The organism is Reyranella soli, assembly GCF_007992495.1.
GTDB classification, from domain to species: domain Bacteria; phylum Pseudomonadota; class Alphaproteobacteria; order Reyranellales; family Reyranellaceae; genus Reyranella; species Reyranella soli.
Genome location: NZ_BKAJ01000110.1, coordinates 1 through 14179, shown reverse-complemented (window position 1 = coordinate 14179; position 14179 = coordinate 1). Strand labels below are relative to the sequence as shown.

Below are 14179 nucleotides of genomic sequence, written 5' to 3'. Positions count from 1 at the left end.
TTAGAAAGGCCGCCGAGCTGAAGGAAGTGCCTGTGCATTGGGTCGACATCTGCCGTGTGATGCAAATCATGGGGCTGATGGAGGATTTCAGCGAAGGCGAGTGCCTACGCATCTCGAGCTTGCTCAAGGAGAGCTTGGAGGCTGGCACCGCAAAGAAGCTCAGCCGCGGAGTCTACACAGCCGTTCACCCGGATCACGTGGCGCCCGACCACGCGCCGTGAGGCCCAAGTCGCTCTAGGCTGTCGCCGAAGCCACGTTCCACCGGAGCGTCGCGACATCGCCCGCTCCCAGCTCCAGCGTTGCATAAGCGCCCTGGTGCTGAACGCGAAAACGCCTTGGACCGTCGGAGTCATTCAAGACCACCATCACCATCCGCGAATCAGGCGTCCGACAAGCGACGTTGGGAAGCTGACCCACCTCGCTTGAATCAACCCGCACCGACCCCGGCCGGATAAACCTCGCCGAGTGCGCCATCAGATAATATCCGGGATTGCGCTTGATCGTGGCCCCGATGGTAACACCACCCAGGGCTCCCTGGGCGCCGTTGGGCGTGTGCAAGGCGTATTCCGGATCGTTGGCAAGATTCCACTCGAGCGCGGTGCGGCTCCAGTTTCTCAGGGTGCCGATGATGACGTTCTTCGTATGCCAGCGCAGGGCGCCCATGAAATCGTCATGCGAGGAAACCCATTGTTCGGTGAAGTACACCTTCTTGTCTGGATAGTGCGCCCACACCTTCGACATCACCTCCGGCGATCCGTTGTACAAATGCCAGGCAACGCCGGCGATATAGCGACGCGCCTCGGCGTCGCCCAGCACCGCGAGCGGATAATCCGGTTCGTCGCAATTGTGGTCCCAGCAGAGTATTTCTGTTTCGGGTGCGCCTTTGCGCAATTCCGGTCCAAGGTATCCCTTGATGAAATCCGCCTGTTCCGTGGCGGTCATCACCATGCTCGGCTCGTTCTTCGGATTGTGCGGCTCATTCTGCGGCGTCACCGCGCTGACATGAATGCCGTTCTCGCGCATCGCAGCCACGTATTTCGCGAAATAGCGTGCATATGCCGAATAGCATTCCGGCTTCAGCGATCCGGCCACGAAGCTGCCGTTGCTCTTCATCCACGGCGGTGCCGACCACGGCGAAGCGATGATCTTCACAGCCGGATTGATCCGCAATATCTGCTGCATCACGGGAACGACTTCCGGATCGCAGACGGCAAGATTGAAGCGCGCGAGGTCGGGGTCCGCCGTTCCGGGAGGCAGATCCCAATAGGTGAAATCCCGCCAGCCGAGATCTGAGGCGCCGATGCTCAGCCGCAGACAGCTCAGCCCGACCGAAGCCTCGGTCAAACCAAACAGCTCCTCCAGCAGCGCCGCGCGGTCTGCCGCCGGAAGCCCCGCCAGCAGATAGGCGCTGCCGCCCGTCAGCGCGAACCCGAAGCCTTCGATCGGCTGAAAGGTCCGGCTGTCGTCGATGTCGATCGTGGGGAGTGCCTCTTGCGGCAATGATCTGGAAAACGCCGCCGGCTGCATGGGCTGCAGCAAGGAATTGGCATCACGCGTAACCCAGCCCTCGATCATTTCTGCTGCGCTCGGATCAACTCTGCAAACCAATCGAAGGACGCTTTGGGAACACGTTTCTGGGTCGCGTAATCGACGTAGACGATGCCAAAGCGACTCGCGAAGCCCGCGCCCCACTCGAGGTTGTCCAGAATCGACCAGAGAAAATAGCCGCGCACATCCGCGCCCGACGCGGCAGCTTCCTCCAGCGCCTTGAGATAGGTGGCGAAATAAGCAATGCGCCCGGGATCGTTCACCCCACCCGCTGCATCCAACGTCTCGTGTGCGCCGTAGCCGTTCTCCGTAATATACACAGGAAGCTTGTAGCGCCGGTGCGTGCCGATGATTTCGTTGCGGAACGCTTCCGGGTCGATGCGCCAGCCCACGCCGGTCAGGGGGACGTCAGTCGGCGCATCGGCCCAGGCAAAACCAAGCGGGCCCGGATCGGCGCGCGCATAGATCGGGCAATAGTGGTTCAGGCCCAACCAGTCGATCGGCTGGGCGATGCGCGCCATATCTCCGGGCTGTACGAATTCCTGCAAGCCTTCGGCCAGTTCGGGTGGATATTCGGCGAGGCATTGCGGGTCCGCATAGAGCCGGTTCCAGCACGCGTCCAGAATACCCGCCGCCACCGCGTCCTGCGGCGCAGAGCTGATCGGCAGACAAGCCTGTCGATTGTATATTGCGCCAAGAAGAGCTCCCGGTGCCGTCGTCCTCAACGTGCGGACCGCTTCGCCATGCGCGAGATTCACATGGTGAGCCGCCTGCAGGAAGCTCCGCCGGTTGGCAATGCCGGGTGCATTCCAGCCCATGCCGTAGCCGAACAACGTGCACACATTGGGTTCGTTGAAAGTGGCAAAATGCCGAACCCGGTCGCCATAGCGGCGTGCAATCAGGGCGGCGTAGTCGGCGAACCAAAGAGCGATATCGCGGTTCTGCCATCCGCCGAGATCATCCAACGCCTGCGGCAGATCCCAATGATACAGGCACAACCAGGGCTCGATGCCGCTGCGCAGCACTTCGTCGATCAGGCGATCATAGAAGTCGAGGCCGAGGCTGTTGGCCTGGCCGCGCCCTTGCGGCAACACGCGCGGCCAGGCCACGGAAAACCGGTAGACCTGCGCGCCGAGGCGCCGCATCAGCGCCACGTCTTCCTTGTAGCGATGGTAGTGGTCACATGCCACATCGCCGGTATCGCCATTGGCAATACGGCCGGCCTGTCGGCCGAACAGGTCCCAGATGCTGGGCCCGCGGCCGTCCTCTGCAACGGCCCCCTCGATCTGATAGGCCGCGGTGGAGACGCCCCACTTGAACGATGCTGGCAGCGTCAACTTGGAAGGTACGGGTGAGCCCGGCACGGCTTCAACATCAGTTCCAACCACGGGCCACTCCCCCAATATGCGTCACACACGCGTTTTGCCGAAGGCTACGCTGCTCCATCCTGCGTGACAATTACCCGGACGCGGTCTCTGCCTCCACAGGCAGCACGCGTTGGAAAAACCCGTCGGACAATCCGACTCGACCAACGGCCACAACTGTTGCCGACGGAAATTCCTTGACCAGCAACTCGGCCATATCACGCTGGGCCGCGGCATCGAGCGCGTTCGTTGCCTCCGACAGGAGAATCCAGTCGGGCCGGTGAAGCAGCATGCGCGCAAAACTGAGCCTCTGCTGTTGCGCCACGGAGAACACCGAATCCCAGTTCTCCACGACGCCAAGTTGCCCGGCCCAATCGCCCAGGCCGACGCGACGCAACGCCGAATTGATGTCGTCCGGTACACACACGCCAAGTGTCATGGGGTAGCAAACGGCTTCGCCCAAAGGACCAACGGGAAGATAGGGCCGGTCAGTGGCAATGAAGATGTTCGCACCCTCTGGCAGCGTCACTTTTCCAGCGCCCCAAGGCCAAAGCCCTGCAACGGCGAGAATGAGCTTGTGGCAGATCGGCGTTTTGCCTTCGATCACCACATGTTCGCCGGGGCGGATCTCGGCTGTTATCTCCTTCATCACCGGCGTCGCATCGTGCTCCATCACGCGCACGCCGGCGAGCTGCAGCGAATTGCCCTCATGCTCTACCTCGATGCGGTTCGCGCCGAGCTTCTGCTGGAGCCCGCCAAGTGCGTCCTGCAGCGCCATCACGCGTTCGACGGAGGCGCGCCATAGGGAGAGGCCGGAAAGATTGTCGACAGGAAACGCCAGCGCGGCGGTGACTTGCGAAAACGCCTGGGCCATCTGCATCAGCGTGCCGAGCGAGATGAACCCCATGATATAGCGCGGCGCCGCGACAAGAAGCGGAAACGGGTTTGCCAGCACGCCGTACGCCGTAGTGAACACGATGATGCGCACCAGACCGTAGGTCTGGCGCTCCCAGCCTCGTCTCACGCCACGCAGCAACTCCTGAAGATGCGTTCGCTCATCGGCATCGCCGCCGATCAAGGCGATGCTTTCCGAATATTCCCGGGCACGCGCCAGGCCAAACCGGAAATTGGCTTCCACCGTCTGCCGCAGATTGGAAGCACCGACCAAGGGGAATCCCGCCCATAGCGCCAGGCTGGTGCCGATCGCCGAATAGATAAGGGCGACGAAGACCATGAAGCCAGGGATGGGAATGACCGTCCCGCCGATGTCCACGTGGATGACACCGGAGAGGTTCCACAGCACGGCGACGAACGTCCCGAAGAGCAGGGTGCAGTAAAACGCGGCCTGGCCCAGCTCGACGGCCTGCTCGGTCGTCACGCGAATATCTTCGGCGATTCGTCCGTCCGGATTGTCGCCGTGCTCGCCCGCGACCAGGCCGAGCTGATAGTGCTTTCCTTGCGCCATCCAGACCGACAGCGTGTTTTTGGTGATCCAGACACGCCAGGCAAATTCCAGGCGTCGCTTGGCATAAAGCGTGATGGAGAACACCAGGATGCTTGCCAGCAGCAGGAGCAAGAAGGTCGTGATCAGGCCTACGAACGCTTCGAGGTGACGGCCTTCTATCGCGTTGTAGAGCCGCGCCGACCAGGAATTCAGGCCGACCTGAACCGCAACCTGCGCAACCGTCAGGGCCGCGATCAGCGCCAGCCAGCCCCGGTTCCTCCACTTGTGCCCCGACGACCAGAAGGGCAGGGCAAAACGGATAAAACGCCATAGAAAGGGGCCCATCCCCTGTGCGGGATGGGTACTGGCGGGCGTCGTATCCTGCATCATTGGCTCAGTGCACCCTGTCTAGCGCAGTTTTGCCGAAAGGCGCCAGAGCGGCCGACAGAAAAGAAAACACATGCGCCAATAGCTGTCTCGGGGCATCACCTTCAAAATCTGCACCCCTAAGGCAGTGACAGTGTTTGACTTCGCAGAGTGGGTCAACCAACGCTCATTGCGGCATGGGCTGGGTTTTCGAACGCCCATTGTGAGGGACTTCGCAAGCGTCGAGCATCAGGACGTGTCGCCTGATCCGTACGGTCCAAGCATCGGCTTAGCGAGGCGTTCCCAATGACGCAGATACTCTCCAAACGCGTACGGGCAAGTCTTCAAGCCTTCAATCGCGGCCAGACGTCGTCTCCGCCGCCGCGGCCCTACCATCCATCTGCGATGCTGCCCTTGGTCTCGAGGGAGATGTACGAAGCCGATCGCAAGCGCGCCGCCTCGTCGAAAAGCGAGTGCATTCCGACGAAGACGACGACCGCGAATCGGTGGCCAGTTCACTTTCCGATCAAAGAACGCCGCGGCGGGTGAGCGGCGCCGATATCACCGATCCGGAAAGTGCTGATGATCGTGCACCTGGTCGGGGAAGTGCTTCTTGAAGGCCGCCGCGCACATCGCGCCCGTGCCGCCGCGCTTGGTCAGCTCGTCGATGATCTCCTCCAGCACCGTCACCAGGTCGACGGCGGTCTTGCTGGTCATGGTCTCGCCTACTGCGGCCGCCAGGGTGGCGGCGACCATGACGTCGTTGTCGCTCAGTCTCACGTGATTGCCCCCAAAGTAAGTTGCGGGAGCGATGGTGGCAGGCTGGCCTGCGGCCGTCGAGTGGGGAGGGGTGCGCCTATGCGCCCAGGGCCTCGGCCAGCGCGACGAAATCCTCGGCGTAGATGTCGAACCAGTCTTCGCGCGCGATGTCCGGCCGGACGTCCGGTCCGAACTCGAGCGGGCGGGCCACGAAGGCCGTGCGCATTCCGAAGGCGCGGGCCGCCGCCAGGTCGTACTTGTGGCAGGCTACCATCATGATCTCGTCGGGCCGGCAGCCGAGATAGTCGACCGCGAGTTGATAGACGGCCGGCGCCGGCTTGTAGATGTGCGCGAGTTCCGCCGTCAGGATGGCGTCGAACGGCAGGCCGGCGTGCTTCGCCACCGCGACCATCGTCGCCATGCCGGCATTGGAAAGGGTCGAGGTTGACGAACCGCCGGCGCAGGCGGCCAAGTCCCGCGACGCTGTCCGGCCAGGCTTCCAGACGACTCCAGACACCGTTCAGCTCGTCACGCTCGGCGGCAGTGAAGGCCGTCGACAGGCCGCGCCGCTCGAGCAGCGTGTCGAGCGTCTCGCGGTAGATGCGGTCCACGCGCAGCCAGGGCCGACGGCTGGCAATGACATCATCCAGCACGGTGCGATAGAGCGCCCGCCATTCGGAAGACAGCGTTCCCCAGTCGAGGTCCAGCCCCTTGGCCTTGTTCACGGCCTCGCCCATGCGTTGCATGGGCTTGCAGAAATCTGCACAGGTGCCCTGGACGTCGAACGTCAGCGCCCGGATCGTCGCGCTCATCCCGGTCATCGTCTCCCCGATCGGTCGGCGCACAATGCACCGGGCGGAAACCTCTGTCCCGTGCGATGATGGTTACGTGTTGGGGCTGCAGGGACGCGCCATGGTCGCAAACACTCAAACCCAGGATCTGTCGGGTCTGCAGCAACGGGCGCTCGCGCTGGAGAGCCACGCCGAAGCCAGGACACAGGCCTACCAGCGCGCGACCTGGATTCGGTTCGTCGGCGTGTTCTTCCCGATCCCCTTCGTCGTCGTCCTGCTGCGCCTCGAGATGGCGGCGTGGACGTACTACGTGTGGGGCGGGTTGATCATACTCGGTGGCGCGGTGCTGTACGTGATCGATACCGCCGCCTCGACCAGGGTGGATGAAGCAGTCGAGGCGGCGGCTACGGCGCGAAAAGCTTACGAGGAGGCGGCGCAGGGTGGGGTTACGCCGCCATAGGCTTTTCGTTGGCCGCGTTCATCATCGTCGTTGAGAGGACGATATAAGTGGTTGCCCAGGCATCCTTGACCTCGGCGGTGAAAGCCTCGCCGAGACCCCTCTCCAGGGTCCACAGCAGGGCCGAGCCGACCGACGCATAGTGCTGGGCCTTGACGCCGTAGCCGGCGTGGCGGCGACCGAGCGCCTCCACGGCGGGCACCAGGGTCTCGAGATGGCTGAGGCCCGCAACGGCGGTGCCCAGCATCGCCATCAGCTTCTTCTTCTGCTCACTGAGGTCGTTGGGGAACATGGCGCGGACCTGCGGGGCGATCTCGAACAGGCGGCCGTAGAACAGATCGGCGGCGGTGGCCGCGATCGGGGCGACCTGGGCGAAGCTCGTCTGCACGAGCTTGATCTGGTTGGGGGTCATTGGCGGGTCCTCGGCGGAGGGGTTCGGGGCTGCCGAGGGTGTACGCGGGGTCTGTCTCGTGGGGATGTCGTTGTCGGGGGGAATCGTATCGCGTGTGTCGCGCCTCTTTTTTTCCTCTTCCGGACCGCGCGCTTCATGATCATGAGCGCGCGGGGAAGGTCGCGTCAGACGCGACCCAGCGCGCGGTCCGGAAGACTATGAGGGGGCGGGACGTCGAACCCGGCGCGCGCCTTTCAGGCCTTGGCGATCGGACAGGCGGGGAGAGGCGCCCACATCTTGGGCTGCAGCTCGCGATACTCGATCCACGGGCCCGTCTCGGCGAAGCCCGGATCGAGCTGACCGACATCGCTCACCCAGTAGCCGAAGGTGCGGCGGTTGGCGTCGAAGCGCCACACGCCGACGACGATCTCCTGCGCGACGTGGCCCTTGAGACCCGGACAGTAGAGCAGCACGGGCACGTCGTCCTTGGGCGCGGTGCTCATCGGCTGCCACATGTCCGATACCTTGTCGTCACTCATCGTCGGCCGTCCTGCTCCTGGTCTTGCGCGAGGGCGCGAGCAGCGTATCGCGCGCCTGGTAAACCCGCCGGGTGAGATAGGCCGAGCCGCCACGGTCGGGATGGACCAGCCGCAGCAGGCGCTTGTGCGCCGCCCGGATCTCGGATTCGTCGGCGCCGGGCTCCAGTCCCAGCACTTCCAGCGCTTCGCCACGCGACATGCGCTCGGCTTCGGCGGCCTCCTCCTCCTCCTCGCGTAGGTCACGGCGCTCGTCACGCAACGCCATCAGGGAGGCCTTGCTGACGTAGGCTTCGAGGATTGCTGCAGCGCGGCGCACGGTCTCCGGGTCGTCCGGCGGGTCCTGCCAGATTTCCATGTCGAAAGGCCTCGGTTTCGGCCGGAGATAGTCAAAAGCCGCGCGCAAGGGCGCAAACAGGGTCCGCCACTTCAGCAGAGTGGGAATGACCAGCATGCCGGCGCCGACCAGCATGGCCGCCGCCCATTGCTGGTTGGAAATCATGATGACCAGCAGGGGAATGCAGGCGAGCAGGATCAGCAACAGCATCCAGCGCGTCGTGCGGATCATGGTGCGCGGATCGGAGTGCATGAACCAGTCGAGGAACTTCGCCACGGTCGCGAGCACGGAGAGGCCGAGGACGACGGCACTGATGACGACCATGTAGTCCATTCACGCGCTCCCCCGATGGGCCGGCTGGAGTTTACCGATGACAATCGTGCTCTGCATTCGCGCCGTCATCAAAAAGTTTATTTTTGCATCAAGGTCTGTCTAGTATCGCGCGCCAACAACTTGAACGATTGAGGGGGATACAAATGGCGAAGCGCGGCAAGCGGACGACCACCAAGACGCCTCAGCGCGGGGGGACCGGCGCCAGGATCGTTTCGGAGGGAGCCAAGCTTCCCGCGCGGGCATCGGCCGCCGACTATGCGCGTCGCCGCGCCGAGGTCGATGCCGAGGATCACAAGGAATTCCAGGGCTATCTCGCGGAGAAGAAAGAAGCCGACGCGCGCAAGAAGGCCGTGGCCGCCCCAACCAAGACCCGCGGCGTCAGCCGGCGCACCATGTTCAACGTCGCGGTCGGCACGGCGGTCGCCGCCGAAGCGGCCGTGCTGGGCTACAATGCGCTCGGTACCGGCGGCTCGGTCTCCGACCACGGCATCCGCCATGCCGGCGCCAACTACACCGAGGCGCAGCGCCACAACATCACGCGTGAGGTCATCGACTCCAGGGCCGATTTGCGCGGCCAAAGTCTCGGCAACTGGGTCGCCCTGCTGCCGACCAAGATGGGCGGCGGCACCTACGCCATCGACCTCAACTCCAACCGCGTGCTGGGCTCGATCTGGTACTGGAACTACGGCGACTACAATCCGATCAGCCACCATCTCTGTGCCTTTCCGTCGGCCGATCCGGCGAATGGCTTCGAATTCGTCAATTCGACCCAGGGCGGCCAGAACTCGCTGATCTACGGCATGAACACCAATGTCACGGCCGAGACCGCGCCCGAGGGCACCAACATCTACCGCGTGCGCTACGACGGCACGCAGATGCAGCTGATCGAGAACGTGTCGGAGACCACCGGGCTCGGGCTCGGCGTGCACGTCACGGTCAACCCGAAGGACGCCCAGTCCTACTTCGTGACCGACGGCCAGAAGGACATCGCCGCCTGCTTCGACCGCACGACCTCGCAGGTGAAGGCCTGCCTGCGCTTCGACTGGACGCCCAACGTCGCCAACCTGCGCGAGGCCTGGATCAAGGGCGGCACGCTCACCATCAAGCGCATCTATCCCGATCCGAAGACCGGCAAGTACGACTACAAGGGCACCAAGGGCAACAAGATCGACTGGGAAATGGTGCCGATGGGCGAGCTGTTCGTCGAAGAGGGCTCGCTGCCCGGCGACGACCCGTTGTCCCTGACCGGCGCCGACGGGACGATCTGGCATCCCGAGGGCCGCTGGGCGGCGACGGTGGTGCGGCTGTGCGGCGGTATCGCCATCCTTGACCCTGAGAACAACTTCGAGCCGACAGCGTTCCTGCAGTTCAACAAGGATTCGCAGGGCCAGTATCCGGTGCAGAAGGTCGACAAGGACACCTGGAAGGTCGTATTCGACAAGATCCATTCGCCGGGCCACGAGATCGGCTTCTCGCCCGACGGTCGGTTCCTGGTGATGATGAACAATCTCCGGGAAAACAACTGCTCGATCTTCGGCTGCAGCGATCCTGATCCGCGCAACTGGCGCAAGGTCGCCCATGTCGAGGATCCGCTGTGGCGCGGCAAGTATCCCAACCCGTTCCACATGGTGTTCTCGCTCGACAGCTCCAAGCTCTACCTGACGATCCTCCATCCCTCGCCGGCCTTCAGCGGCATCATGGTGGTCGACACCAAGACCTGGACGATCGCCAAGGAAATCCAGGGCATCGGGCCCGACCTGCAGACGCCGGCGCTGACCTACGACGGCAAGTACCTGATCACGCCGTTCTCGGGCTTCCAGCGCCAGCAGAGCGGCATCTCGGTCATCGACACCTCGACCGACACGTTGATCGGCATCCTGCCGAGCAACGGCGGCCATCATGACTGCGTCATCATCCCGACCAAGCTGGAGCACATGAAGCACACGCGGTCCTGCACGCTTTGATGCGCTGGCTGCTCCTCAGCCTCGCCCTTCAGAACCTCGGGCGCCGCAAGGCGCGCAGCTTCCTGCTGATCGCGGCGGTGGCCCTGGGCAGCGGCGTCGTCTTCACCGGCGCCGTGCTGATGCAGAGCATCGACCGCAGCATGGCCGTAGGCTTCACCCGCTTGGGCGCCGACATGATGGTGGTGCCCGAGGGGGCGCTCACCAACATCACCGCCTCGCTGCTCGTCGTTGAGCCAACCGAGCTGGTGCTCGACGCCGATGCGCTCGCCAAGGCGCGGATCACCAGCTTGGGCCGCATCGCCGCCCAGAAGGTCGTGCGGGTCGAGCATTCGGGCATCGGCAGCCACCACGAATCGGCCGACCTCATCGGCTTCGAGCCGGCGCAGGACTTCACCGTGCAGCCCTGGCTCAGCGAGAAGCTCAATCGCCCAATGCAACAGGGCGACGTCATCCTGGGCGCGGTGCGCGACGGCGTGCTGGGCAGCCAGCTCCTGATCTTCGGCAAGCCGCATGTCGTCTATGGCCGGCTCGGCCGCACCGGGGTGGGCACGCACGAGCGCGGCGTGTTCATGTCCTTCGCCACACTCGATGCGCTGGGTGAGGCGATCGGCGGTCACGGCACCAAGCCCGCGGTGCTGGCGCCCGGCAAGGTCACCGGCTTCCTGGCCGAGCTGGCGCCTGGCGCGACGCCTTTGCAGGCGCGCTTCGCCATCCTGTCGAACGTGAAGGGCGTGAAGGTCGTGGCGGGCGACACCACCTTGTCGGGTATCCGGCAAGGACTGGCGGCACTGCTCGACGGCATCGTCGCCCTGATGGTTCTGATGTTTGCCAGCACCGCGCTGATGGTGAGCGTGCTGTTCTCCGCCATCGTCACCGAGCGGCGCGCAGAGCTCGGGCTCCTGAAGGCGATCGGCGCGCGGCGCGGCCAGGTGCTGGGCGTCATGGTCACCGAGGCCATTTTGGCAACCGGCATCGGCGGCATCCTGGGCGTCGTGCTGGGCGTGCTGGTGATGCGCCTGTTCGAGCGCTCGCTCGTCTACTACCTCGAGAATGTCGGCGTGCCGTTCCTGTGGGTCGACCTGCCGCGCACGATAGCCTTCGCTGTCGGCGCGATCGTGCTCGCCGCGGCGATCGGCGTGGTGGGTGTGCTCTATCCGGCATGGCGGGCAAGCCGGCGCGACGCCTACGATCTTGTGCGCGGCGGGACCTGACGATGCTGTCGTGCCGGGCCCTGCGCAAAAGCTACGTTGCCGAGCGTGGCGAGGTCTTGGCCGTCGACGGCATCGACCTCGACGTCGAGGCGGGCCGTTACGCCGCCATCATCGGCCGGTCGGGCTCGGGCAAGTCCTCGCTGATGGCCATGGTCGGCGGCCTCAGCCGGCCGTCGGACGGCAGTGTGACGATCGACGGCACCGACATCTGGGGCTTGTCGGATGACAAGCTCGCGGCCTTCCGCAACCGCCGCATCGGCTTCGTCTTCCAGTTCGCGAGCCTGTTGCCGACGCTCCGGCTGGTCGACAACGTCGCCCTGCCGGCCATGCTGGGCAAGCGGGGCGACGGAGACACCTACGGCAAGGCGGCGATGCTGCTCGGCCGCATGGGGCTCGGCGACCATCTCGACGCCTATCCTTCGGAGTGCTCGGCCGGTGAGCAGCGTCGCGCGGCGATCGCGCGGGCGCTGATCAACGATCCCGTGCTGCTGCTGGCCGACGAGCCGACGTCCGACCTCGACGAGCAGACCGAGATCGAGATCATGGACGAGCTTTTGGCCGTCAACCGCGAACTCGGCACGACCCTGGTGCTGGTCACGCACAATCTGGCGCTGGCCGAGCAGGCCGAGCAGATCGTCCATATCGCCGGCGGGACGATCGCGTCATGAATGCCAAGCGGCCCGATCTCGCCAAGCTCACGTCGCCTGAGAAGGACGCCTTGATCCGCGACCTGTGGCGGCAGGTGGCCGCCGGGCAGTCCGAGGCGCGCGTGTTGCGCCGCCGGCTCGGCATTGCCGAAGAGGCGAGCGAGAAGGGCGAGAGCGCCCTGCTCGAGAAGCTGCGCGAGGCCGCACCACGGCGGCCGATCGAGCCGCCGGCGGGCCTGGCCGTGAAGCTCGGGCGCGGGCTGAGGCTCTGGCAGTCACCAGTGGTGATGGGCACGGTGGCGATCCTGTGCGCCGCCTTCGCCATCGACGGCGGCATCGGCATCTGGCAGCAGCGCGCCCTGCAGCAGCAGCGCCAGGCGCGGCTGCTGCTCGAGCACGAGGCGCGCAGCTCGCTCTATGTCGAGCTGACGCGCATCGTGCAGGAGGCCGACGGCAAGTCCTACCGCATGACCATGGCGATGCAGAACATCGATGCGGCGCGGCCACTCTACATCATGCTGAACGCCGTCGGCATCTACGTGCAGACCGGCATGACCTGGCAGCAGGTGCCGTCTCGGCCGGTCGGCGAGGCAAGCACCGGCGTGATCAAGCTCACCGACGCCTACTCCTACGATGTGCTGTTCACGCCCGAGGTGACGGGATGGGCCGAACTGATTCCGGGCTACATGCATGTCCGCATCCAGGCCGACATGCTGATCAGCCGCAGTGCCCAGCCCGGCAACGACATCGTCGAGCGCCGCACGCCGTTCTACGTCTATCTGAAACCTCACGGCGCCAACGACGCCGAGATCAAGGCAAGTGGGAAGATGCCGGGCACCCCGCCAGTGTTCATTCCCATGCCGCCGCATTAGAAGGCATGATCGGGGATTGACGACAACGGGGCTGAGATGGGATTCCAACGCTTGTCCAGGGCCGACTTCGCCTTCGCCCTGCGCGTGACGGTGGCGTCGGTGGTGGCGTTGGTCGTGGCACAGCTTCTCGGCCTGCCCATGCCGCTATGGTCGGTCCTCACGGCCACGATCGTGAGCCAGCTCAGCATCGGCGGCACGCTCAAGACCGGTGCGAACTACATGCTGGGTACGCTCGCCGGCTCGATCTACGGCGGCGTGATCGCCGTGCTGGTGCCGCATGCCGGCGAGGCGGCTCTGCTCGCCGTGCTGGTGATCGCTGTGGCGCCGCTCGCCCTCTACTCCGCCACCCACGCCAACATGAACGTCGTGCCGATCTCGGCCATCATCGTGCTGCTGATGCCGGCCTTCAGCCACGTCGATCCGTTGAACTCGGCCATCGACCGCATCCTGGAGGTGGCGGTGGGCGCGGCGATCGGCCTGCTGGTTGCGCTGGTCGTGGCACCGTCGACGGCCCATCGCCAGATGCGCGGCGCCGCCGCCCGCCTGCTCGAGCAGATGGCGGAGACGATGGGCATCCTGGCGCAGGGCATCCTGGACGGCATGACGATCGACGATGTCAGTCGCCTGCAGGATCGCATCGGCGCCGCGATGGTCGCGCTCGATACCGTAGGCGGCGAGGCCGAGCGCGAGCGCCTGATCCGGCTGAATTTGGGCGTTCAGACCGGACCGATGCGACGCACGCTGATGCGCCTGCGGCACGATCTGGTATTCCTCGGCCGCGCCATTGGCTCGCCGCTCGGTGAGGCGATGCACGAGCGGCTGCGGCCGATGCTGGAGGACGTCGTCGCCGGGACGTCGGCTTGGCTGCGCGACGCGGCCGTTGCTCTGCGCACCGGCGCCGAGTCGCCTCCCATCGATCGGCTGCACCGCACGCTGGCCGCCTGGACGGCCGGGGTCGCGGCGCTGCGCCACGATGGCATCGTCCGACAACTGTCCGGCGATGCGGCCGAGCGCTTCTTTGCCGCAAGCTTCGCGCTGGAGCAGATGCACCGCGATCTGCAGGACCTCGACCGGATCGTGACCGAATGGCAGCACCCCGGCGCCAAGGCGCAGGGGAGCCGGCCCGAAGGCCTGACAATGCGCTAGTAGCTCTGCACGG

At 64.9% G+C, this 14179-nt stretch carries 15 protein-coding genes; 7 read left to right on the top strand and 8 right to left on the bottom strand.

The window, feature by feature from the left end; translation table 11 throughout:
• Positions 1 to 32: 32 nt before the first annotated feature.
• Complete coding sequence (locus tag RSO01_RS29505) at positions 33 to 221, top strand: hypothetical protein (protein ID WP_147154147.1); 189 nt, start codon at positions 33 to 35, stop codon at positions 219 to 221.
• A gap of 13 nt (positions 222 to 234) precedes the next feature.
• Here RSO01_RS29505 and RSO01_RS29500 read toward each other — a convergent pair whose 3' ends face one another.
• The 5 genes from RSO01_RS29500 to RSO01_RS48490 all read right to left on the bottom strand — a co-directional run bounded on the left by RSO01_RS29500 (position 235) and on the right by RSO01_RS48490 (position 5902).
• On the bottom strand, positions 235 to 1575 hold the full coding sequence (locus RSO01_RS29500) for a glycoside hydrolase family 30 protein (protein ID WP_147154146.1): 1341 nt from the start codon (positions 1573 to 1575) through the stop codon (positions 235 to 237).
• On the bottom strand, positions 1572 to 2936 hold the full coding sequence (locus RSO01_RS29495) for a GH1 family beta-glucosidase (RefSeq protein WP_308933100.1): 1365 nt from the start codon (positions 2934 to 2936) through the stop codon (positions 1572 to 1574). The genes RSO01_RS29500 and RSO01_RS29495 overlap by 4 nt, the downstream gene beginning before the upstream one ends.
• A gap of 70 nt (positions 2937 to 3006) precedes the next feature.
• Entirely contained in the window at positions 3007 to 4746 is a 1740-nt protein-coding gene (locus RSO01_RS29490; RefSeq protein ID WP_147154145.1) for an ABC transporter ATP-binding protein/permease, read from the bottom strand.
• Positions 4747 to 5283: 537 nt separating this feature from the next.
• Positions 5284 to 5502 (bottom strand): hypothetical protein, encoded by a 219-nt coding sequence (locus RSO01_RS29485; RefSeq protein WP_147154144.1) that lies wholly within the window; start codon positions 5500 to 5502, stop codon positions 5284 to 5286.
• Between the two features lie 76 nt (positions 5503 to 5578).
• On the bottom strand, positions 5579 to 5902 hold the full coding sequence (locus tag RSO01_RS48490) for an HAD-IA family hydrolase (RefSeq protein WP_218037494.1): 324 nt from the start codon (positions 5900 to 5902) through the stop codon (positions 5579 to 5581).
• 323 nt (positions 5903 to 6225) lie between these two features.
• On the opposite strand from RSO01_RS48490, the gene RSO01_RS29475 reads away from it, so the two are divergent.
• Positions 6226 to 6732: a hypothetical protein gene (locus tag RSO01_RS29475; protein WP_170303445.1), complete on the top strand. Its 507-nt coding sequence runs from the start codon at positions 6226 to 6228 to the stop codon at positions 6730 to 6732.
• Here RSO01_RS29475 and RSO01_RS29470 read toward each other — a convergent pair.
• The 3 genes from RSO01_RS29470 to RSO01_RS29460 all read right to left on the bottom strand — a co-directional run bounded on the left by RSO01_RS29470 (position 6719) and on the right by RSO01_RS29460 (position 8326).
• Positions 6719 to 7141, bottom strand: coding sequence for a globin family protein (locus RSO01_RS29470; protein WP_147154142.1), 423 nt, complete (start codon positions 7139 to 7141; stop codon positions 6719 to 6721). The two genes, RSO01_RS29475 and RSO01_RS29470, sit on opposite strands and share 14 nt — an antisense overlap.
• Positions 7142 to 7374: 233 nt before the next feature.
• Positions 7375 to 7659 carry a hypothetical protein gene (locus RSO01_RS29465; RefSeq protein WP_147154141.1) on the bottom strand — a complete coding sequence of 95 codons (285 nt, stop codon included), beginning with the start codon at positions 7657 to 7659 and terminating at the stop codon, positions 7375 to 7377.
• The gene (locus tag RSO01_RS29460; RefSeq protein WP_147154140.1) at positions 7652 to 8326 is read right to left on the bottom strand and encodes a J domain-containing protein; all 675 of its coding nucleotides are present in this window, start codon (positions 8324 to 8326) and stop codon (positions 7652 to 7654) included. The genes RSO01_RS29465 and RSO01_RS29460 overlap by 8 nt, the downstream gene beginning before the upstream one ends.
• A gap of 143 nt (positions 8327 to 8469) precedes the next feature.
• Here RSO01_RS29460 and RSO01_RS29455 point away from each other — a divergent pair, with 143 nt between their 5' ends.
• Genes RSO01_RS29455 through RSO01_RS29435 form a run of 5 tightly spaced genes read left to right on the top strand, consistent with a single transcriptional unit; the run spans position 8470 to position 14166 of the window.
• Complete coding sequence (locus RSO01_RS29455; protein ID WP_246158912.1) at positions 8470 to 10290, top strand: YncE family protein; 1821 nt, start codon at positions 8470 to 8472, stop codon at positions 10288 to 10290.
• Complete coding sequence (locus RSO01_RS29450; RefSeq protein WP_147154139.1) at positions 10290 to 11501, top strand: ABC transporter permease; 1212 nt, start codon at positions 10290 to 10292, stop codon at positions 11499 to 11501. Before RSO01_RS29455 ends, RSO01_RS29450 begins: the two co-directional genes overlap by 1 nt.
• A gap of 2 nt (positions 11502 to 11503) precedes the next feature.
• Positions 11504 to 12169 carry an ABC transporter ATP-binding protein gene (locus RSO01_RS29445; RefSeq protein WP_147154138.1) on the top strand — a complete coding sequence of 222 codons (666 nt, stop codon included), beginning with the start codon at positions 11504 to 11506 and terminating at the stop codon, positions 12167 to 12169.
• Positions 12166 to 13020 (top strand): hypothetical protein, encoded by an 855-nt coding sequence (locus tag RSO01_RS29440; protein WP_147154137.1) that lies wholly within the window; start codon positions 12166 to 12168, stop codon positions 13018 to 13020. The genes RSO01_RS29445 and RSO01_RS29440 overlap by 4 nt, the downstream gene beginning before the upstream one ends.
• Positions 13021 to 13071: 51 nt before the next feature.
• Positions 13072 to 14166: an FUSC family protein gene (locus tag RSO01_RS29435; protein ID WP_246158910.1), complete on the top strand. Its 1095-nt coding sequence runs from the start codon at positions 13072 to 13074 to the stop codon at positions 14164 to 14166.
• Positions 14167 to 14179: the final 13 nt, after the last annotated feature.

Coding starts and splice junctions, on each gene's coding strand:
- RSO01_RS29475 (WP_170303445.1), top strand. CDS start 6,226: ATGGGCTTGCAGAAATCTGCACAGGTGCCCTGGACGTCGAACGTCAGC.
- RSO01_RS29500 (WP_147154146.1), bottom strand. CDS start 1,575: ATGATCGAGGGCTGGGTTACGCGTGATGCCAATTCCTTGCTGCAGCCC.
- RSO01_RS48490 (WP_218037494.1), bottom strand. CDS start 5,902: ATGGCGACGATGGTCGCGGTGGCGAAGCACGCCGGCCTGCCGTTCGAC.
- RSO01_RS29440 (WP_147154137.1), top strand. CDS start 12,166: ATGAATGCCAAGCGGCCCGATCTCGCCAAGCTCACGTCGCCTGAGAAG.
- RSO01_RS29455 (WP_246158912.1), top strand. CDS start 8,470: ATGGCGAAGCGCGGCAAGCGGACGACCACCAAGACGCCTCAGCGCGGG.
- RSO01_RS29465 (WP_147154141.1), bottom strand. CDS start 7,659: ATGAGTGACGACAAGGTATCGGACATGTGGCAGCCGATGAGCACCGCG.
- RSO01_RS29490 (WP_147154145.1), bottom strand. CDS start 4,746: ATGATGCAGGATACGACGCCCGCCAGTACCCATCCCGCACAGGGGATG.
- RSO01_RS29460 (WP_147154140.1), bottom strand. CDS start 8,326: ATGGACTACATGGTCGTCATCAGTGCCGTCGTCCTCGGCCTCTCCGTG.
- RSO01_RS29450 (WP_147154139.1), top strand. CDS start 10,290: ATGCGCTGGCTGCTCCTCAGCCTCGCCCTTCAGAACCTCGGGCGCCGC.
- RSO01_RS29470 (WP_147154142.1), bottom strand. CDS start 7,141: ATGACCCCCAACCAGATCAAGCTCGTGCAGACGAGCTTCGCCCAGGTC.
- RSO01_RS29445 (WP_147154138.1), top strand. CDS start 11,504: ATGCTGTCGTGCCGGGCCCTGCGCAAAAGCTACGTTGCCGAGCGTGGC.